Here is a 20,320-nt window from a genome sequence, read left to right on the forward strand (position 1 = left end):
CAATTGTAGTTGTTTATTCATCATCATAATGGCGTTTTTCATCCTTTTAACACACAGAGTTCTGCGCAATCATGCAGTGCAAAATGTCGATAGTTTATGAAGCGAGAATGCTGCCGGTCCACCGCTAGTGCAGACCGGCAGGGCGTGCGGGCTATGCGGCTTTCGAGGAGTGCCGCATGTTCCATTTTTTGTTTACATGATCTTGAAAGTTCGAGACCAGGTCGTCGCCAGCATCAAGCGCCTGTAATGTCACCCGAATGTTCGTCTTATGTGTTCCGTGAAGGTTTGGGTAAGCCCTAAGCTCTTTTTTGGTAGGTATATGAAGTTTCCGATCCGGCAAGTATGCGGCCTTTGTTTGTTGAACAAAAACAAGAACTTTTGTCTTATAGAAACGCTTGGCCGACATGAGCAAACCGGACCGCACCCACTCATTAGGCACCAACAACAACGGGTTTCCGCCAGCGACTGGGAGCATCATTTCTTTTTCGAACCATTGACCAACACTGGGGTCCCATACTTGCCTACGAAATAGGCTGACTCTATGTCCTGGCATTGAAAACTCTGGATAAGTATCGGTCACCCACTGCGTGAAACTCGCCAGAGGCCCGAAAGCTATACGTGTGGTCATGTCGGACATGATGTCGCGGCAACACCTCTCACGAAAAGTGGAACTAAATCAATTTGTCCAACGGATCCAGCTTGCATGAGGCCGTAAGCTTCGTGTGTTAGCACAGCAACAATTCTTTTCGCAATGACGTGAGCACTCCCCCGGCCGGATATTCCCCCGCAGGTTACTCCCATCCTGTTCTCTTTGGGCTCTTTGAATGACCCCAGTAATAACTCAGCCTTCGCCAGAGCCTCTTCACTACCGTCTAAAACATACATTACGACCAAGCTCCAAAAGCTCTCAAGGCAATCAATCGCTTCGCGCGCGAAAGGCTGTGGCGAACTTGAAAGCCTGATGGCTTGCGGGTCTACCACTAGTGGTGTGTCCACAAAAACATCTACGTTCACAAACGGATATGGTCGTCTGATGTTGTAATAACCAACAACATCATTCCTCACATTTTCTCCTTCATTTTGGGTGAACTGTCGCCCAAAGGAGATCGGAGGTTCCCACGGATGGGTATCTCCGGTACGCTGTACTCGACTGTCTAGTCGTACAACGCCTTTGGGCGACCCGGGTGTGCCTCGTTGCCGCGAAGCACACCCGGTGTTCATTTCTTCTTGCGAACCCAAAAAGATTCGCACGTTTTTACCGTAGCAGAGCACTTCCCTTATTTCTACTCCTCCTTTCTTGAACCTTCAGGTTAATTCAAGAGGTATAATTCTCGTAGCCGCCGCGGACTTCTTGGGATGAGCCAGTTCCTGAAAGTAGGAGACTAAAGGTCGACTACATTTCCCCGCGCATGTGGGGATGAGCTCTGGGCCCGCACAAACTATGCGGACTGCCGGATTGATGTGGTCACCCACGTGACCACTCCCGAGTTCACCGCTGCGGCGGCGACCCACACTCAAGACACTCTGCGCTCTATTCGGAAGGTCCACCCACCGGCAATAACCACGGCGGCCAACTGCCTCGCCAGGCACAAGAGGCCCTATCCATACGTCAGTCAGTCTACTAACGTATAGTTAGCGATTATCCATACGTTATAGGGTTGGCGTAGGTAGAAGGAGGTGAAAGACAATGACTGGAATGTGGCCAGCTGCCACGGAGGAAATAGGCATATGGCGGGTATCGGGGGAAATCCGCGATTACCTGGGAAACCATCGAGCCCAGCGTATTGACGGACAGGAATTCAGCCGGACAATACCTCCGCGTATAGCCAATCTAAATCCACTGACTGCGCTTGACTCTGCAACTCTTGAACGTATTGTTGAAGCAACCAGCACGGTGCGAGAATTTGAGGCAACAGCCAAGCAACTACCTCCCTTTATGCACTCGGTCTTGCTGCGGTCTGAGTCGGCTTCATCCTCGCAAGTCGAAAACTTGTCTGCCTCTGCACGCACTCTGGCAGAGACTGAGATTGGTCTGAGGAATTCAGCGAACGCAGAGCTAATATCAGCAAATACTGCAGCTATGATCCGTGCGTTTTCTCTAGAGTCTCCGATCACGGTCGATTCACTGCTAGCCATGCACCATGAGTTACTTGCCAAATCGAGGCACATCAATGCTGGCAGGCTTCGCGAAGTGGATGTGTGGATCGGTGGTTCGGATTTCGCACCGATTGGGGCAAGCTTTGTGGGTCCACCCCCAGAGCTTCTTCCGGCACTACTCCAGGACTTGATCGACTTCATTTCCTCACCGGCCCTTGAGGCAGTCCCACTTTTGTCAGCAGCGATTGCACACGCACAATTTGAAATGATCCATCCTTTCGAAGATGGCAATGGCAGAGTAGGTCGTGCGCTCTTACATTCATTCCTGCGCAGATCAGGTTTGGTAACGGTCTCGCCGCTACCTTTGTCGGCTGGATTACTGTCTAACACAGCAACGTATTTTGCAGCTCTCAATTCGTATCGAAAAGGAGATATCAGTTCCATTGCTACGGTTTTTGCAAATGCGGCGGACAACGCGGCGTTATTGGGTGGTCAACTTGCCCGCGAAATTGAAGATTTACGAGATGGTTGGCGCCAACAGATCACTGCCCGCTCGGATGCCACAACTTGGAAAGCCCTCGACCAGTTATTTTTACATCCTGTTGTTTCTATTCCTCTCCTGGTGCAAGAACTGCATATTTCCGACAGAGCGGCTGGACGGGCGTTGACTCAGCTATCGCAACTGGGAATCGTCACCCAGTCCGGAAGAGATCGTAGACAACAAACCTGGCAAGCCCCAGCTGTCCTAGCACTTCTCGACGATTTCGCTGCACATGCAGTCATGCTACGCGCTGACCCAGCGGTGTCGTAGCCTCATTTCTACCGAGTGCGTGGTTTTTACCGAAATTCCTTCCAAATGTCTGTCAAAAACACACACTCGGCAAGAGGTCGTCCGCCTCAACGTCGAGTAAATGAAGCGCTCACGCACTACAGCCCTCGGCGCGTTTACCAGCCACGGTATACTTGTCGGGTGGCCCTTGACCCATATGGCGATGTGCAAGCTCTGGCACACCTGCGCGAAACCAGCCCCGCGTGGAAGTTGCTTCGAGTCCCAAATGCGCCATTGGTACTGGGTTTTTTAGGGGATTTCTTCATTGAAAGGCACCAGGGAGCCACCCCGGAGAGCACTCTTGTGGGGGCGCTAGACGAATATCTGTACGCGGTCCATTTGGTCGATGAGGACCTGTACACCGCCGGTGCGCAGACATATCTTGATGGTTGGTCTGAGCCAGATCAGGGTTGGTTGCGTAAGTTTTATCCCAGTGGTTCCGATGAGGTTCATTTCGATGCCACCTCAGCAGTTGAAAAGGCGTACCGCTGGATTGAAGGGATAAAAACTCGCGCTTTTATTGGCACTGAATCCCGGCTCCATACGCTAGTGGGACTGTTACGGGAGATGGTTCACGGCGCTGAAGAGGATCCCAGCATTCGCATGCAAGATCTTCAGGCTCAACGCCAGCGCATTGATGAGGAAATTGCCAAAGTTGAAGCAGGAATTATGGGCCGTTTAGAAGCAACTAATCTGCGTGAAAGATACCAGTTGTTCATGGCAACTTCCCGGGACCTTATGGCCGATTTTCGAGCTGTGGAAGAGAATTTCCGTGACCTTGACCGCGCCACCCGAGAGATGATTGCCGCATGGGATGGAAGCAAAGGAGAGCTACTGGCCGATCTGGTACAAAGCCGTTCTAGCATCGCGAATTCGGATGAGGGACGTAGTTTCCAATCATTTCATGATTTTCTGTTGTCGAGTGACCGGCAAGAAGAGCTGTCGAATCTTCTAGCTGCTCTGACTTCTATTGAGGATATTGATGTGGCTCGCGGCGTGCGAACTATTCATCACGATTGGGCGGAGGGCGCCGAGCGGACCCAACAGACCGTGAGGAACCTGTCTGAGCAGTTGCGCTCGTTTTTGGAAGACCGCGTCTGGCTGGAGAACCGACGTGTATTGGAGCTGATCCGCAGCATCGAAAAACGGGCTTTGGCTCTGCGCGAAGACCCTGAGGCAAAGCCGCGGGCAGGAATGACTATCGACGTGCCTGGAGTGCAGATTTCTTTGCCTATGGCCCGTCCACTGCACACGATGCGACATGATGTCAGTGTTGATAGCCTGGTCGAACCGGCTGTATCCGAAGATATTGATTTAGATTCTTTGCTTTCGCAGCGCTTTGTTGACACCGTCCGTCTTGCAAATAACATTCGTACCTGTCTTCCCCCGCGCTCCAGCGCATTCTTACCTGAAATTCTTGATCTTTTTCCTGTGGAGGAGGGGGTAGCTGAACTGCTCGGTTACCTCACAATTGACGCGCCTGATATTGAGATTGTGGTCAACCACGAAAAACGGATTCTTATCGAGTGTAACGGGCCTGATGGGATGCGCCGCATGCGGATGCCGGAAGTGAAAGTAGTGAGGAAATGAGGACTCCTGAGGAACATGCAACCGCAGCGACCATCATCACTTTGATGCAGGGGGTGGTCTACCGGCAAGCAAACGAGGCTACGTGGACCAATTTGGATCGGTTCGAGGCGCAGATCAGGGACCATTTTTCTCTCATCGGCGTTGACGTTGTCATTGACCAGCTAGAGGGGTACGCATATTTGCGCACCAACCCGGTGCAGGAGGGCGAAGAGGCTCTGCCGCCCCTGGTTCGCAAGCGCGCGCTCACCTACGGGGCCAGTCTGCTGCTGGTTCTGCTGCGCAAACGCTTGTTGGAGTTTGACGCCTCGGGCGAAGAAGGAAAGCTGGTGGTGAACAGAGAGAAGCTTTCTGAGATGATGCGGGTATTTCTGCCCGATTCAACGAACGAGGTGCGCAGCGCCCGTCAAGTGGACTCAGCTATTTCTAAAGCTACAGAACTAGGTTTTCTTCGCCCACTGCGAGGTCAGGGTAACTTGTGGGAGGTGCAACGTATCCTGAAAGCGTACGTGGATGCTGAGGTTTTGGGGGATCTGGACCACAAGCTCGCAACCTACACAGGCAAGGAGGGCGATGACTGATCAACTGTTTTCGACGCTGGAACTAACTGAGTCAGGCGGTGCGCTGACTGGATATCGCCTGGAAAAGTTCGAAGTGTTCAATTGGGGAACTTTTGACCGTTACGCGTGGTCGATTGCGCCCTGCGGTGACAACTCTCTTCTGACCGGCGAAATCGGGGCCGGAAAGTCCACCTTGGTTGATGCGATCACCACGTTGCTGCTGCCAGCGCAGAAAATCTCTTATAACAAGGCGGCGGGCGCCCAAACGCGAGAGCGCAACCTTAGATCTTATGTGCTGGGCTACTACCGTTCTGAACGCAGCGAAGAGACTGGGTTTTCACACCCAGTGGCTTTGCGTGACAATCACTCCTTTTCGGTGATTCTTGGCGTATTCCGCAACCGCGGTTTTGACGAGGTAGTCACACTAGCGCAGGTTTTCTACTATAAGGATCTGTCGGGGCAGCCCGAACGGTTCTACGTGACAGCCTCCCAGGAACTCTCAATTGAGTCGGATTTCTCCGGCTTTGGTGGAGATATCAACGACTTGCGGGCGGCGCTGCGCAAACGTGGAGCAACTATCGATAAGCATTTTCCCGATTATGGTCGAAAAATGCGCCGCCTCCTGGGGATTCGCTCTGAACAGGCGATGGACCTGTTTTTGCAGACTGTTTCCATGAAGTCGGTTGGCAATCTCAATGAGTATGTTCGCGGCCATATGCTAGAGCAGGTTGACGCTCAGCCCCGCATAAACAATGTGGTCAGCCACTTTGAGAACCTCACTAAAGCACATGAAGCTGTTCAGAAAGCAACCGCGCAGCTAGAGTTGCTCACCCCACTGATTGGGGTGTGCGACAAATTCCAAAGCGCGGTTGGCCGCCGTGCAGATCTCTCTTTTCAACGCGATGCGGTTGGTTGTTTTATCTCCGAGTCGACCCTGCGTGTGCTGGAGAGTGCTGCGGCCGATAGCGCCCGCCGATCTCAAGAATTAGAGTATTCACTGCACCAACTGGAAGCTTCGTTAGCAGCCAGAAAAAAGGACCGTGATAAGCTGCTTTCCAAGCGTGCCGGGGTTGGCGGGGATAGACTGGCTGACCTGGATGCGCAGATCCCTCATGCTAAGCAACACCTTGACACGGTGCGCATGCGTCGGGATCGCTTCAACAAGTTGTGCGCCGCGGCCCACCTTAGCCAGGTTGGCAATGACTTCACTTCCGAGGCGTTCTCAAGCCTCATCAGCAACGCCAACAGTCAGCGATCTGATTTGGCCGCGCAGGAACAAAGCGAACAGGATGCCCTCAGACCCTTGGTCATTGGTCTTGGGCAAGTCCAGCACGAAGTGCAGGCACTGCGTGAGCGTCTGGATCATCTGCAGCGTCGACGCTCAAACCTTCCCAAAGAATTGCTGCACGTTCGCTCTATGATCTGCGATGCATTGGATATCGATCCTGGCCAGCTCCCATTTGGCGCAGAGCTTATGGATGTCCAGCCGCAGGCGGAACAATGGCGGGGCGCCGCAGAACGGGTATTGCGGGGATTGGCCCTGACGATGCTGGTTGACGAAGAGAACTACCCTTCCGTATCCCAGTGGATCAACAGTACCCATTTGGGGACCCGTCTGGTGTACTTGCGGGCCAGGTCGCCAAAAGTGTCAGCGACCTATTCTGAACAGTCGGCGGCGCGACTGTTCAGCATCATTGACGTTGAACCGGGACCATATGAGTCTTTCATCAGGCAGGAACTGTGGCGCCGCGCCGACCATGTGCTAGCTGAGTCGATGGCCGAGCTGCGTGAGAATCCGAAGGCGGTCACCCGCCAGGGTTTGATCAAGAATGGTAATCGGCATGAAAAAGATGATCGGTATCGGATTGATGATCCTCGTAAATGGCTGATGATGCGAGGAATTGAGAGGGTATTACAGGCGCTGACTGCAGATATGGAAGATTTGCAGGCACGAAAGGCCGCGGCAGAAAAGGAGGAGGCTGAACGGAATCGCTCCCTCGCTGAACTACATTCCCGGCTTAATGCGTTGGAGGCTTTGACCCAGTTCGACTCGTGGGAAGAAATCGATCACTTGGGCGCTTCGAAGCGACTGGAAGATCTCAAATCAGAGCGCCAGGAACTGATTGAGGGGTCATCCGCGTTGGCTACAATCAACCAACAGATTCGTGAAGTTGACGCGGCGATTGCTTCACTGGAAAACGACATTCAGCGTCTCCACGCTGACCTGACCGTATTGCGCCACGAGCACACGCGTCTAGTTCAGCGGCAAGAAGCTGAACAACAAGCACTGAGCTCAGTTGATGCCAGCACTTTGGATCGGGCCCGCACGCATTATGACTCTTTGCTCGAACTCCTGGGCAATACGTTACCGGCAACTGTTGAAGAGTGTGACGCTCAGAGGACACGACTTAGTAACTCACTTACCCAAGGAATTGAGTCTGCTCAAAACGAAATCAACGGACTGACCACCAGCATCCACCGCCAAATGAATGAGATTCTTTCCCGGTGGCAAGAACTCAAGCAGGAAATGGATGCCGACGTGGGATCAATCGGCGATTTTCGCACGTTTTATCTCCAGGTACGCAATGATGACCTGCCCCGGTATGAGGAGGAGTTTAGAACTCAACTGAATACTAATGCTTTGCGTGAACTCTCCAGCTTCAATAACTGGCTCAGCCGTCAAGCAGAGGTGATGCATGAAAGGGTTGCCCGCGTGAATGAGGCATTGGCTGCGATTGACTACAATCCGGGTCGGCACATCACACTAGTCACGCAGCCCACGGTGAACCAGGAGATTCGCCAGTTCCGCGCCGATCTAAAGGAGGCAACTAGCGACGTACTGACCCCAGATGATGCTAACAATGAGAGCAGATTCGACAAGGTTAGGGCATTGATCGAACGGTTGCGGGGCCGACCTGAGCACGCTGAGAGCGACCGCACATGGGCTTCCCGCGTGACAGATGTACGTAACTGGTACAGTTTTGCTGCCTCTGAGATAGACCGGTACACCGGTGTGGAGCATGAACACTACACGGATTCCGATGGAAAGTCGGGCGGACAAAAGGAGAAACTGGCTTACACCATTCTGGCTGCCTCTTTGGCATATCAGTTCGGATTGGAATGGGGGGTCTCTAAGTCCAAAGATTTTCGATTCGCCGTCATTGATGAGGCATTTGGGCGTGGCTCAGAAGCCTCAACCCGCTACGCTTTGGAACTGTTTTCCAAACTTGGTCTGCAACTGCTGATTGTCACTCCCCTACAAAAAGTCAATGTGATTGCCCCCTATGTGAAGACCATCGGTTTTGTGGATAGCCCCAGCGGGGACTATTCCCGGGTTCACACCCTCACTATTGAAGAGTTCCATCGGCGCAGCTCCGCACGCCAGGCCCTGGAATCTGAGAGTCACCGTGTCTGATCCAGCCAAGTGGACTACGCCTTCGCAGATAGCCTCAAAAATACACCGCCGGTGGAGTGACGGGACGCTGCTGCGGGCTTTTGTTTTACAGGAGCCTTTCCCTGCCTTCGATATTTCTCTGCGCGCCCCAACAGCAAAAGATATTGGAGAACATTTCGACCAGGCACGCAGATGGGCGACAGTACTTCAGGAACGCTCACGCCTCGGCACCTGCTATGAGCTGGAATATGGCTGTGTCGGTGGGCGCGATACTGGCCGCTCGCGGCTTCCCCGCCGCGCCCATGTCACCTCATTTACCCAGGCATTTCGCCTACTAGGGGTCGCCGAAGATGCCACACTGTTCCAAGACCTATTCTCATCTACGCTTTATGAGCCTGCCAGAGCCTGGGTACTAAATCACCCCTTGACCACTCTTCGCTATGCACAGGTGTGGGAGCACATTGTTGCCGCTGCAATCTGGCTTGAAAGTCAACGAAATTCTGGCCGGTACTTACGCGAAATCGACGCCCCTGGTGTGGACACCAAATTCGTTGAGACTCATTTGTCCCCTATTGCTGGTATTCTAGGAATTCCCGCCAACCGCAAGCGGTTCGAATCAAGTCTAGGACTTTCCAGCAAACCACAGATGGTGAGGCTAAGGTATGCTCCCCATTGGTCCAAAATGCCTGGCAGTGAAGCAATTCTAAGGGTTGAGGAACTTGACCAAATACCTCTGCGTCCGCAAGTGGTACTCATCGTTGAGAATGAGGTCACCTATTTGTCCGTTCCTGCGGTTCCGGGGTCCGTTGTCTTGTGGGGCCGCGGTTATGGGGTTGACCATCCTGCGTCACTAAGCTGGTTGCGCGGCGCCAAGGTCCTGTACTGGGGCGATATTGACCTTGATGGTTTTGCCATTCTCAACCGCACCCGACATTACCTACCCCGTTGCCAGTCAGTTTTGATGGACCGGCAAACATTTGTGACCCATCAAGATAGGTGGGGGCGGGATGTCACACCGAAGCCTGCCACGCTCCGCCATCTCACTGCAGAGGAGCAGGGCTTTTACTCCGAACTACGTTCAGGACGTTTCGGAGCTGGCGCCCGGTTAGAGCAGGAACGTATCAGCTGGCCTTGGGCTCTTGACCACCTTGCTGCGGCTGGCTACCGGGTGGAAGCGTAGCGACTTTGTTCACTTACACGGCGTATGCCTAGTAGCGTACGTCTGTATGCGTGAAATCTTCTCCAACGAACGCTAACCTTTGGTCCATGTCCATTGCTGCAGCATATGAGTACACGTCGCCCAGGTTCAGCGCAGCTGGATGGCCACTGCCTTTGACGTATTCCTGGTATGCCCGCGCAGCTAGGTTCGCTTGCTCGTCAGTGAAGGGAAGGACTTTCACATTGAGTGCTTGGAGTACCCGCGTACAATCGCGGTGCCCATAAGGCGGAAGGCGACGCATCGCAACCGCCGAGAGCTCAACTACAGTGGCAGCGGAAATATACGATTGTTCTGCGGCAATCTCCCGCGCCAAGTCCTGATAGCCAGGCTCCTCAAGTAGAATGCTCATCACCGCAGAGGTATCGACGATCATGACGCAAATCCTTCGTGGTCATAGAGGAAATCGGCCGAACTAGCCGCGTCGATTCCGTCTGCGCGGTAAGTTCTGACATCGCGCAACACTTGCTCTAGCTGCGACATGCGTCCGTCGTATTCAATTCCTGATAGCTGCAGACTCACTGCACGGTCGACTGCATCAACCTGCGACGTTTTCCACACCTCAGCCAGCTTACGCACCTTCGCATGAGTCGCCTCATTCTTAATGTTCAAACTTACGGCAGAAGTCTACCTAAATAAAGGTAGAAATGAGACACCAATACCTGCAAATCCACTTCTAAAACATCTGCAAATCCACTTGCAAGAGTCCTGCAAATCCACTTTACTTGGCAGTATGACCATTCAAACCTCCTCTGTGTACCATTCCCGTTGCACCGACATTGAAATACGCAACGCCTTCGAATGGGCCGGAGCAATCCTCTTGGAGGGACCGCGCGGCTGCGGGAAAACAACTACAGGTCTCCATCACGCAGTGTCATCGATTCGCCTCGACCAGTCTCCAGACCTGGCAATTCTTGCTCAGGAGCAGCCCTCAATAGTTCTTGCTGGAGAGAAACCTCGACTAATTGACGAATGGCAGCTTGCTCCGGCTCTTTGGAATACCGCTCGCCACAGCATCGACGAGTATCCTCACGAAGCCCAGTTCATCTTCTCAGGGTCAGCCACCCCAGCAACCGATGCCACCAGACATACCGGTGCAGGCAGGTTCGAGCGCCTGCGCATGCGCACAATGTCATTATCTGAATCTGGGGACTCCTCAGGCGCTGTTTCTTTGGGCGCATTACTAGAAGGTGTGGAATCCATTGGTGCTGTTTCGCCTGCTACTTTCAAAGATTTGGCCTATTTTGCGGTGCGAGGCGGGTGGCCGCGGCTTCTAGGAGCCAGTGAGCAGGCTGCCACAGGTTACAACCGGGCATATTGCCGGTCACTTGCGGAAGTAGAATTACCAGAGCTGCTTGGCGTAGCCGCCACACCTGAACGAATCAGCAGGCTGCTACACACCCTGTCACGCAATCTTGGAACGGCAATCAATATCGCAAAGATTACGCGGGAAATCTCTGCCGACGGACGCAGCGTTTCAGAGTCAACCATCCGCGGAGACCTCGATGCGTTGCACAGAGTATTCGCATACGACCCGCTCCCCTCCTGGAGTGCTGATGTCCGTTCTCGCACTCGAATACGCGTAGCCGAAGCCATCCATTTAGCTGACCCCGCCTTAGCACTTGCGACGCTCGGCATAGGTATCGATAGGTTAATCTTGCAACGACAATTTTTTGGATTCGTATTCGAGTCAATGGCCTGCCGTGATCTACGAGCCTATGCGGCAACCCGGGGAGGGCGATTACGCCGGTACCGTGATAGTTCTGAGCTTGAAGTCGATTTCATCATCGAATACCCGGGAACATGGGCAGCGGTAGAAGCAAAGCTAGGATCAACTGAAATTGCGAAGGCCGAGAAAAACCTACTGCGACTCTCGAACGATAGAGTGGATAAAACAAAAATGGGAGCACCTGCATTCTTAGCCATTGTCACCGGTACCGAAGCCGCCTACACTCTCCCCTCTGGAGTTCATGTAGTCCCACTAGCAACTCTGACGTGGTGACTAGAAGGTCTGTTACAGCAAAACCTCCATCCCTACAGCAGACCCCATGAGTGGCTTAGTGCTGTGAAGAATCGCCTAGCACCCTGTCGTAATCGCGATAGCGTACGTGTAATACCAAAAGTCCGCACAAAGTGCTTCGCCGCTCCCCTCACACTAGGTACCTGAAGAGGTCATGCAGTGGGACGGGCATATGCAACTGCTTGATCGATCCGTTCGGCGACTCCCGCAAAAACTCTAAATACCGATTGGGTTCACATTTAGTTATCTGTGGTCGACCGCGATGCTTGGTCGGAATCGTGGTCCTGGTCCGAATAGTGACCTGATGCCCTCGCTCTCTTAGAACCACTATCTTGTGGCAGTCACGACAAAGACCTTCTCGCTGCCTACTTCCATTCACTTAGTGTTGCCGAGGGCCCAGCGCAGGCGCTAACTCAGTTTGACCGATACCGACGCCTTAATGCCAGACTGGGTTCATATCGAGCCCCCTTGCTTGTAACAGTGCATGAAGAGTTGTTGGCAGCCGACCGTCCCCACCGTAGGGGGTTGCGGTTTGCGGCCGGAAACATCGTCTGCCGAAATGAAGATCAACGTCGAGTGCTGCGCCTGCTCTCTCATAGTCGACTGGTAACCATTGTCGGTCCCGGAGGAATTGGCAAGACCACTGGCGCAGGCAACAGCCGCGGTTGCAACAGAGCCTAATGTGGTGGTTGTTGCGTTCACCCTCATCTCAAGGGAAGGCGAAGTTCTCAGTGTGGTTGCCGAGGCGTTGGATCTACGTTCGGGCACTGGAGCCGACTCCCGGGTCCAGTCTCGCGAAGCTTGGATCGCGCAAAACGCACCCGTGGGTCCCACACCGCTAGTTTTCTACAATTGCGAACATCTCATCGACTCTATCGCCAACCTGGCAGCATTTTTGTTGACCGCTAAGCCGAATCTTCGAATAATGGCAACTTCCCGCAGGTCTCTTGCCATTACAGGCGAAGCCATTCTTGAGATACCAGAGTTGCCCTTACCGTCCGCCGTAGCACTAATGGGAACAGGAACGCTACTCATGCACGAGGCCCTTCCTATTGTCGAAAAAGTTGACCTTGAAATACTTGGGCAATACTGCGAGGAATTGCCAGGCGAAAAATCAGGTTAGGCAACGCACACTCTAAAAGGGCTACTGTGACCACTGCCCAACGTAACCTCGTGATACCATCGCTGAGGAAATGCTAAACAACACCAAATAAACCACAATAATTTGGACCATCAGCCGCGTAGCAATCGCACCGACTTTTGCAATCTTAAAGCCCGGAGGTTGGGGCAGTAATCCTGCAACGACATACATCTTGGGGCCGCTGGATGTCACCATAACCACAACACTTAAAATGCACGTCTCAAGTGCTGGAATATAGATCACAAAATACCACCAATAGATACCCATATGTGGAAAAATATTATTGTCAATAATATTCAGACAAAGGAATCGATATTGATATCTCCTTACCTTAGTTTTTCAGGCAACTGCGAAGAAGCATTTACGTGGTACGCCAACATATTCGGCGGCAAGATCACCCACCTTTCACGTTATGGTGATATTCCAGCCGATCCTGACAACCCGCTGGGCGAGGAGATTAATCGCCAAGTAATGCATGCCGAGCTAGAGCTTGCCGATGGAGGCAAAATCAGCGGCGCTGACTCACTAACGCCGCTCGCATCGGGGTCCACCGTGGCACTTCACGCATCTCTTCCACTTGAGAGTGACGCTGAAGAAACTTTCAAAGCACTAAGCAATGAGGGAACTGTCATCGCACCACTGACCACCAACCCGCCACCGGACGACACTGGCGTATCAGGGGCACTAGTTGATCGCTACGGATTTACCTGGATCATCTCTGGCATTAAGGAATAGTCCTGCGGTTCCAACCCTTTGCTGGCGGTCTTGCGAAGAGTATCCTTTTCCGTCAGTGAAGAATATGCCGATATTTAATTACCGTATTATAAATTTGCAAAAAAGTTGACTTATTTCGGCTATGAAACGATTTTACAGTTACCTACCAATACCTCTCCCTAGGTGGAGAATGGATAGGTGGCCGTTCCGTTTTCTACGCTTGGTAGAAACCGACCGTAATTTGCCGTTTCGATGGCCACCAAATTGCTATCTCATAAAGAGGAATCATTTAACTGCCAGAGTAAGTACCCACTGGCGTCAAATACGCTGCATGAACACATATTGAATGCGATCAGTAGCTCTGGAAGAAACCCTTTAGTTAATGCGACCAATGCCCAAACATTGACATCGATCTGGCCCATCTCCCACCCCATGCCACTATCAGCAAAGTCACCAAAGGATGAGAACCCCGCGTTGTTGATCAAAGTGTCAACCGTAAATCCCCAGCTATCTATCTCTTCGTGAATTTTTCGCGCACTGCTGGGATTCTGCAAATCAGCGACAATCACGTGTACGCGAACCATGTACTGTTCAACAACTTCGGCAGCTTTTTTCGAGGCGCTCATGTCCCCTAGCCACCAGAACCAGACTTTGGCCGGTGGCTGCAAGCTGGCGTACAAACTCTAACCCCAATCCGCTACTAGCCCCGGTGATCAGCGCAACGCGGTTTTTCTGGTCCATTTCCTTCTCCCCAATGTAGACACTTCCCCACCTCGGGACACGTAAGCTCAGCTGCGGTCTTTGGCAAGAACCTATGTTCATTTTGCCGCTTTTCACCCCGCACTATTCACATTCATATTTGCTGCCAAACAGGATGCCCAGGCGTCAGAGGTTCGAAAAGCAAGCTCCGCGGCGATGGCAGTCTTGACAGAGACGATTTCTCAGGGGCAAAGGAACGGCCAGATCATCACGGCCTGAACCGACGATCTCACGCGGTCAGTATTTGGCGCTATACACGGATTCGCATCCTTGGCAGCTAGTTCGCTACTTCCTGAAGATACTGTCTTTTCTTCCCTTGAGGATATGTTTACTCTTCTTTGGAACGGGTTGGCGACCCCAGAAACAACACGGCACACACCACCAATGCCGCGACGCTAATAATCACTCCCATCAGAAGAAATCCCCCACTGTAAGCATTGAGTTGTGCTGCATCTTGGAAACTCTCCATTGCTTTGGCAGCAATTCCTTGCCCCTCCGCACTCATTGGGTCTTTGCCTGCTGCCGCCAGTTGTTCCAGGACTTGCGCCTGGGCTCCCTCGCGATTACCTGCGACGTAATCTCGAATGCTGGTGGCGGCATAGCTGGAGAGGATTGCCACGCCAAAAGATGAACCTATCTGCTGGGATGCCTGCACCAACGCAGAAGCTCTGCCGCTAAATGCACTATTGACATTCGCTGTTCCCGCATTGAAAACCATAGGCATCGACAGTCCCAGCCCAATACCGAAGACAATTATTCCAGGAAGTGCAACTTCCACATAGCTGGAATCAACCGTGATGCGTGACAGAATCAGCAATGCAGCTGCCTGCACTAGTAATCCTGCAGGAAATAGCAGCCGGGCCCCATACTTGGGTGCCAGGGTTCTACCCGAAATAAGCGCGGTGACAATCAAGGCTGCAACTAGAGGTAGAAAGGTCACCCCAGCCCTCATTGGCGAATACTCAAAGTGATTCTGGAAATAGTAGGTGAGGTAAATGAATGCACCCATTTGACCAGTACCAACAAAGAATTGTGTCAGATACGCCGAGCCCCTGGTCCGACTGAAAACCAGCCAGCCTGGAATGGCTGGATCTTTAGCGTATCTTTCCCTAAGCAGGAACGTCGCTAAGAGAAGACCCCCGGCAATAAACCAGGTCAATGCAGAAGCTGATGTCCACGAGTCCTGTTGAGCGCGGTCAAAGCCGAAAACAAGGCTGAAGATAGCTGAGCATCCAAGCAATAGTCCCAAAAAATCCCTGTTCATTTTTACTGCACTACTACCAGCACCGTGCGCGCTGATACTACGCAGGCTCACCAGCGCCGCGAAGAACGCAATGAAGACATTAATGAAAAGGGTCCAACGCCAGTTCATGTATTCAGTTAGCGCGCCACCTAGTAGCAAACCGATTGCTGCGCCTGTTCCGCCGGTTGCACCCAAGATTGCAAAGGCTCGATTCCGCCCTGCCACCTCACCAAATGCCTGGTTGACCAGGGCCAGCAATGTAGGTGCCAGTAAGGCAGCAAATACACCCTGGGCTGCCCGCCCAGCAACGAGGACCGCAAATGAGGGGGCTAATCCTGCAATCAGGCTAGAAATTGCGAATCCGCCCAGGCCGATCAGATATGCCCGCCGTAGACCCAGTGCTGCTGAAAGGGTGCCCCCAAAAAGCACCAAACCTCCAAACGCCAGCGCGTAGGCGGTGACGATCCAGGGGCTTTGACTAGAGGCCATCTCTAGCTGCTGCTGCATTTGCGGCAGTGCAACTGCAATGACGGTTAGATCCAGAATGATCATTAGTTGCGTCAGCACTGCGCTGGTCAAGACCAATCGGTTGGTGCTCTGCGCGCTGCGCCGCATAGTGCGAATGTCAGTTGTTTGTGACATGTCTGCCCCCAAATCAAAATAAGTATTTCGATATGAGAGGTTATACCCAGCTATTAGTCAAGTCAAAACGAACGTTTCGTTTTGTTATGCTATGGTGGGCACATGCCGAAGGTCACCCAAGCACATAGAGATCGCCAAATGCGCAAGATACTGACCGCGGCTGAGGAATGTTTTGCGGAAGATGGCTTTCACAATGCCTCGATGGACCAGATCATCAAGACAGCAAATATGTCTTCTAGCACTGTGTATCGCTATTTTCCCAACGGCAAAGAATCCCTCATTGAGACAATTTCACACTCACGTTTTGACCCGCTGATCTCTGCCATTTCCACCTGGGGAACGTCCAAGAAAACCCCAACATTGTCGGAGGCGTTGAAGACTGGATTGCAGAGCCTTTGGGCGTGCGATGACTTTGACAGCAGCGCTGCGGCCATTGTCCGTTCAGCACGCTTGGCTATTGGGGCATGGGCAGAGGCACCCCGCGATCGCAAACTGCAGGAAAATTTCATCTCTCACATAGGCCGGGTCGATGAAGAATTACAGCAACTGATTGGGAAATGGCAAGACAACGGAACCGTCACACGTCGCCTTACTCCGCTGGAGATCTCACAAATAATACGCAGCAACGTCATGGGGATCATTGCCGAACTGGCGATTCACGGGGAGATGAATATCGAAACCCATTTACAACGGCTGTGCAAGCTGCTCTCTGAATAGTCCCACCAACCCAGGTCACTTGGGGCACCCAACCTCAAAGAGACTTGACCTAGCACGTTCAACTAATCCGCTAAAGGTAGGCGCACATTTCTGCTAAGCACAACAAAGCGCTATATCGGATTGAAGCATAGCACCGGCACGTATTGGTAAAAAGTTATGGAGATGAGGCAAGCATTCCTGACAACCTAATTACTGAAGCGTTTAAGTACACGCTTGTTCATACACGTGTTCAGGTGTGCATGATTGGAGATTCAACGAAGAAGGCCAAACGCCTAAGCGCCGCACTCACTGCTGCAGCTTTAGCAGCCGTTGTTTTATACGCGGGACCTGCGGTTGCCTCTGATACGGGGCAATCCAACAGTGAAAACAATCTGGTATCAGAGCAAGCCCCCCAATCGGAGAGTTTTTCCGAAGAAGTCGCATCCACTGTGACCAATCAAGACCATGGTCGCAACGAAATTACACTTCTTGATGAGCTAGCTACCTCAAGTGACATGGAGGCGCAGCTGGGCAATTCAGCGACAGCCGCCAACCCGGGACTCAAATCTGAATGTCCTGATCCAGTTTTCATGGCTTACTACCGCACATGGCGGGATGTAAAAATGCCACACAATGCCAATTCGGACTTGCCCGATCCAAATGTCATCGCCATGACAGATTTGCCATATGGAGTAGACATTGTTTCGCTCTTCCACTACGTAGATCCCAGCAAGAACATTGACCAAAGCGAGTTTTGGAACACGGTTCGAGATGTCTACGTGCCCGCGCTACACGAACGCAGAACAAAGGTCATTAGGACTATCGGGATTGACGAGTTTTTCAAACCGACGTAGGGACTGTCAGCAGCTTCCACAGAAGACGATTACGCTGCGGCTGCCCAGCAAATTCTGGAAACCTTTGTCACTTCAGATGGAATTGCCGGGCTTGACGTAGACATGGAACAGTATCTCGACCTCGATCAACAGATTATCCTCGAAGGAATGCACAAAGCACTTTCTGTTTACCTTGGGCCGCTTTCTGGCACTGGCAAGCTTCTTATCTACGATACCAATCGTTATGCAAACAACTCCTATATCGAGCGCGTTGCACCCTACATTGACTATCTCTTCTACCAGTCATATGGGGCTTCCCCTAGCCGCCTCGACCAAGGCATTACGGGATACTCAGAATATATTTCTTCATGTCAGTTTCTGTCGGGATACACCAGCCCCGAAGAACTCGATGGGAACCGGTGGGAAGATACAATAGGTCCGATCTGGGAATCAAACGCAATAACCATGGCACAGTGGCAACCCGCTGGCGGCGCTAAAGGAGGAATCTTCCAATACGCCATTGATCGGGACGGAATGACCTATGACGAGCCTGATTATTCCTCAATTCGTCCAACCACTTTTGAATACGCCAAACGGGTTATCGCAACGATAAAATCTCAGGAATTTGCTGAGACAAAAACTTCAGCCACCACCACTATCGAAGCACTTCCCACTCTCTCTCAAGAAGTGAAGGCAAAGATCACAGCAAAAGTTCGGGACGCAGAGGTTCCGGAAAGACACTTGCTTTCTCTCTGCCATTGGTTGCTCGGCTAAGCGCTACCGCTACCCACCGCAAGTCTGGACGCCCTAGAGCCTTGGTCCTTGCGCCGACCAGGGAATTGGTCAACCAAATCAATGACGTCATTATTCCCCTTGCACATTCGGCAGGACTCAATACTGTCACTGTTTTCGGGGGAGTTAGTCAAGTACGCCAAGTGAACACACTCACCAAAGGCGTCGATATCGTCGTGGCCTGTCCGGGGCGGCTCGAAGATCTTATAGGTCAGGGTTTCGTTTCTCTAGATTCCATTGAAATAACAGTGATTGGCGAGGCGGACCATATGGCCGATCTTGGTTTCCTCCCTGCCGTGACTCGTTTACTCAAGCAGATTCCTCACTCAAGTCAAAAGATGCTCTTTTCTGCAACTCTCGATAACGGTGTTGATCGGTTAGTGGCTGCTTTCCTCACCAATGCCGTCTTACACTCTGTTGACGATGAGACTTCACACGTCGACGAAATGACTCACCATGTATTCGAAGTTAGCACTGACAACAAGAAGGCCCTAATTCGTGAGCTTGCAGCTGGCCGGGGCAAGAGGATTCTTTTCACTCGAACAAAACACCAAGCAAAGAAACTAGCTAAGCAGCTCACAGCACAGGGCATTCCAGCTGTAGACCTTCACGGAAATCTCTCACAAAGCAAAAGGGACAAGAACCTTGCAGCATTTGGCTCAGGGAAAATCCGCGTCCTTGTTGCCACCGATGTGGCTGCCCGCGGCGTTCACGTGGATTCGGTTGAACTGGTAGTCCATGTCGATCCGCCAGCCGAATCCAAGTCTTATCTGCACCGTTCTGGAAGAACTGCAAGGGCCGGTCACGCCGGTGACGTGGTGACAATAGTTCTTCCTGAACAGCGGAAAGACACAGCTATACTGCTGCGGAAAGCCTCTATCAACATCCGCCCCGTTCGTGTCATACCGTCATCAACTGCAGTTGCTGACCTAGTTGGCGAGCGAGCACCGTATGTAAAACCAATTCCTCAACAGTTATCACCCGGCAAATCTGGAAATGGAAAATCTCAAGGTACTAATGCTCAGCGCAAGCGCGCTGCACGTATGGGAAAACAGATTTCAAACTCACATAGGTCTTCCTCCGCAAGAGCAAATGCGTCTAGCAACACCAGGCTGTCGCGCGGCTGAAAGCAAGCACCGACAACCAGCGTGAGAATCCCGCAGAACCTGCAGAACATATTTGCGGTGACCTACCCCCATTGGAACACCCTCAGTTAACCTACGTTGGGGAGGTTTGATGTGCGCCGAACGCACCTCACATCAAACCTCCCCACACAGATCGGAGCAAAGAGTGCTCTACTGCGATTGAGTAGAACTAGCCGTTGCCCGCTCGAATATCCAGTTCGCCTCCTCGATACCTAACTTGAGTTTTTCGTTCTCATAAGTCACAGTAAAAACCGTATCGGTTGACGTTTCAGCACTTTGCGCATCACTTTGGCTAGAGGACTCTTCCGATTCAGACGTCCCACTATCGACAGTGAATACATATTCACCTTCGCTATCTTCTTCCCAAGTACCCGGGAAACCATCCAGTTCGAGCGTGCCATCAGAGTTGACCGTTAGTACCGAAGCGTATCCATAGCTAGCCAATTCCTCGGCATCAAAAGATTGTGAGGCGTCCTCATACCCAGCCATCTGCCAATCTCCTACAATTCCTGAAGCATCTGCTTCTGAAGAGGTAGGCGTATCAGTAGTGTTACTGCACCCTCCCAACAGGCCTGCGCCTGCAAGAAGAATACCGCTGAGAAGCGCTGTGATGTTCTTTCGCATATTTCCTCACCTTATCGATCTAACCAGA

General features: G+C 52.2%; 19 protein-coding genes and 1 pseudogene. 12 read left to right on the top strand and 8 right to left on the bottom strand.

The genetic code is table 11. The features are described 5' to 3' along the window. Positions 1-151: 151 nt before the first annotated feature. Both FYJ24_RS05925 and FYJ24_RS05930 read right to left on the bottom strand, forming a co-directional pair. Positions 152-628 (bottom strand): hypothetical protein, encoded by a 477-nt coding sequence (locus FYJ24_RS05925; protein WP_154544544.1) that lies wholly within the window; start codon positions 626-628, stop codon positions 152-154. Further along, entirely contained in the window at positions 625-1,251 is a 627-nt protein-coding gene (locus FYJ24_RS05930) for a hypothetical protein (protein ID WP_154544546.1), read from the bottom strand. Before FYJ24_RS05930 ends, FYJ24_RS05925 begins: the two co-directional genes overlap by 4 nt. A gap of 436 nt (positions 1,252-1,687) precedes the next feature. Here FYJ24_RS05930 and FYJ24_RS05935 point away from each other — a divergent pair, with 436 nt between their 5' ends. The 5 genes from FYJ24_RS05935 to FYJ24_RS05955 all read left to right on the top strand — a co-directional run bounded on the left by FYJ24_RS05935 (position 1,688) and on the right by FYJ24_RS05955 (position 9,647). Beyond that, positions 1,688-2,908 carry a Fic family protein gene (locus FYJ24_RS05935; protein ID WP_154544548.1) on the top strand — a complete coding sequence of 407 codons (1,221 nt, stop codon included), beginning with the start codon at positions 1,688-1,690 and terminating at the stop codon, positions 2,906-2,908. Between the two features lie 159 nt (positions 2,909-3,067). Further along, the gene (locus FYJ24_RS05940; RefSeq protein ID WP_206192537.1) at positions 3,068-4,516 is read left to right on the top strand and encodes a DUF3375 domain-containing protein; all 1,449 of its coding nucleotides are present in this window, start codon (positions 3,068-3,070) and stop codon (positions 4,514-4,516) included. Next, positions 4,513-5,094, top strand: a complete 582-nt coding sequence (locus tag FYJ24_RS05945) for a DUF4194 domain-containing protein (RefSeq protein ID WP_154544550.1) — start codon at positions 4,513-4,515, stop codon at positions 5,092-5,094. The genes FYJ24_RS05940 and FYJ24_RS05945 overlap by 4 nt, the downstream gene beginning before the upstream one ends. Continuing rightward, positions 5,087-8,488: an ATP-binding protein gene (locus tag FYJ24_RS05950; protein ID WP_206192538.1), complete on the top strand. Its 3,402-nt coding sequence runs from the start codon at positions 5,087-5,089 to the stop codon at positions 8,486-8,488. Before FYJ24_RS05945 ends, FYJ24_RS05950 begins: the two co-directional genes overlap by 8 nt. Further along, positions 8,481-9,647 (top strand): Wadjet anti-phage system protein JetD domain-containing protein, encoded by a 1,167-nt coding sequence (locus FYJ24_RS05955; protein WP_206192539.1) that lies wholly within the window; start codon positions 8,481-8,483, stop codon positions 9,645-9,647. The genes FYJ24_RS05950 and FYJ24_RS05955 overlap by 8 nt, the downstream gene beginning before the upstream one ends. A 28-nt stretch (positions 9,648-9,675) precedes the next feature. Here the strand turns inward: FYJ24_RS05955 and FYJ24_RS05960 are convergent, their stop codons facing one another. Next, positions 9,676-10,059 carry a type II toxin-antitoxin system VapC family toxin gene (locus FYJ24_RS05960; RefSeq protein WP_154544556.1) on the bottom strand — a complete coding sequence of 128 codons (384 nt, stop codon included), beginning with the start codon at positions 10,057-10,059 and terminating at the stop codon, positions 9,676-9,678. Next, positions 10,056-10,295, bottom strand: coding sequence for a type II toxin-antitoxin system VapB family antitoxin (locus FYJ24_RS05965; protein WP_154544558.1), 240 nt, complete (start codon positions 10,293-10,295; stop codon positions 10,056-10,058). Before FYJ24_RS05965 ends, FYJ24_RS05960 begins: the two co-directional genes overlap by 4 nt. A gap of 121 nt (positions 10,296-10,416) precedes the next feature. Between FYJ24_RS05965 and FYJ24_RS05970 the strand changes: the two genes are divergently transcribed. From FYJ24_RS05970 to FYJ24_RS05980, 3 genes are all read left to right on the top strand, one after another. Continuing rightward, positions 10,417-11,685, top strand: coding sequence for an ATP-binding protein (locus tag FYJ24_RS05970; protein ID WP_154544560.1), 1,269 nt, complete (start codon positions 10,417-10,419; stop codon positions 11,683-11,685). A 649-nt stretch (positions 11,686-12,334) separates the two neighbouring features. Further along, complete coding sequence (locus FYJ24_RS05975; protein ID WP_154544562.1) at positions 12,335-12,826, top strand: hypothetical protein; 492 nt, start codon at positions 12,335-12,337, stop codon at positions 12,824-12,826. Between the two features lie 285 nt (positions 12,827-13,111). Next, a complete protein-coding gene (locus FYJ24_RS05980) occupies positions 13,112-13,579 on the top strand; it encodes a VOC family protein (RefSeq protein ID WP_154544564.1) in 468 nt (155 codons plus the stop codon). Between the two features lie 251 nt (positions 13,580-13,830). Here the strand turns inward: FYJ24_RS05980 and FYJ24_RS05985 are convergent, their stop codons facing one another. Together FYJ24_RS05985 and FYJ24_RS13385 are read right to left on the bottom strand one after the other, a co-directional pair. Further along, positions 13,831-14,238, bottom strand: a complete 408-nt coding sequence (locus FYJ24_RS05985) for an SDR family NAD(P)-dependent oxidoreductase (RefSeq protein ID WP_404814701.1) — start codon at positions 14,236-14,238, stop codon at positions 13,831-13,833. Next, positions 14,150-14,380, bottom strand: a complete 231-nt coding sequence (locus tag FYJ24_RS13385; protein WP_154544568.1) for an SDR family NAD(P)-dependent oxidoreductase — start codon at positions 14,378-14,380, stop codon at positions 14,150-14,152. Before FYJ24_RS13385 ends, FYJ24_RS05985 begins: the two co-directional genes overlap by 89 nt. Between FYJ24_RS13385 and FYJ24_RS13550 the strand changes: the two genes are divergently transcribed. Beyond that, the gene (locus tag FYJ24_RS13550) at positions 14,360-14,536 is read left to right on the top strand and encodes a WHG domain-containing protein (protein WP_206192541.1); all 177 of its coding nucleotides are present in this window, start codon (positions 14,360-14,362) and stop codon (positions 14,534-14,536) included. The two genes, FYJ24_RS13385 and FYJ24_RS13550, sit on opposite strands and share 21 nt — an antisense overlap. A 109-nt stretch (positions 14,537-14,645) precedes the next feature. On the opposite strand, the gene FYJ24_RS06000 is transcribed toward FYJ24_RS13550, so the two are convergent. After that, positions 14,646-16,202 (bottom strand): MFS transporter, encoded by a 1,557-nt coding sequence (locus FYJ24_RS06000; protein ID WP_225872035.1) that lies wholly within the window; start codon positions 16,200-16,202, stop codon positions 14,646-14,648. Between the two features lie 102 nt (positions 16,203-16,304). Between FYJ24_RS06000 and FYJ24_RS06005 the strand changes: the two genes are divergently transcribed. The 3 genes and pseudogenes from FYJ24_RS06005 (at position 16,305) to FYJ24_RS06010 (ending at position 19,650) form a co-directional block, all read left to right on the top strand. After that, the gene (locus FYJ24_RS06005) at positions 16,305-16,919 is read left to right on the top strand and encodes a TetR/AcrR family transcriptional regulator (protein ID WP_154544570.1); all 615 of its coding nucleotides are present in this window, start codon (positions 16,305-16,307) and stop codon (positions 16,917-16,919) included. 569 nt (positions 16,920-17,488) lie between these two features. Continuing rightward, positions 17,489-18,505, top strand: a pseudogene (locus FYJ24_RS13640) (EndoS/ChiA family endoglycosidase). Then, positions 18,490-19,650: a DEAD/DEAH box helicase gene (locus tag FYJ24_RS06010; RefSeq protein WP_263970221.1), complete on the top strand. Its 1,161-nt coding sequence runs from the start codon at positions 18,490-18,492 to the stop codon at positions 19,648-19,650. Before FYJ24_RS13640 ends, FYJ24_RS06010 begins: the two are co-directional and overlap by 16 nt. A 168-nt stretch (positions 19,651-19,818) precedes the next feature. Here the strand turns inward: FYJ24_RS06010 and FYJ24_RS06015 are convergent, their stop codons facing one another. Continuing rightward, on the bottom strand, positions 19,819-20,292 hold the full coding sequence (locus FYJ24_RS06015; protein ID WP_154544572.1) for a hypothetical protein: 474 nt from the start codon (positions 20,290-20,292) through the stop codon (positions 19,819-19,821). Positions 20,293-20,320: the final 28 nt, after the last annotated feature.

Origin of the sequence: Scrofimicrobium canadense (genome assembly GCF_009696615.1) — a bacterium.
Classification (GTDB): Bacteria; Actinomycetota; Actinomycetes; order Actinomycetales; family Actinomycetaceae; genus Scrofimicrobium; species Scrofimicrobium canadense.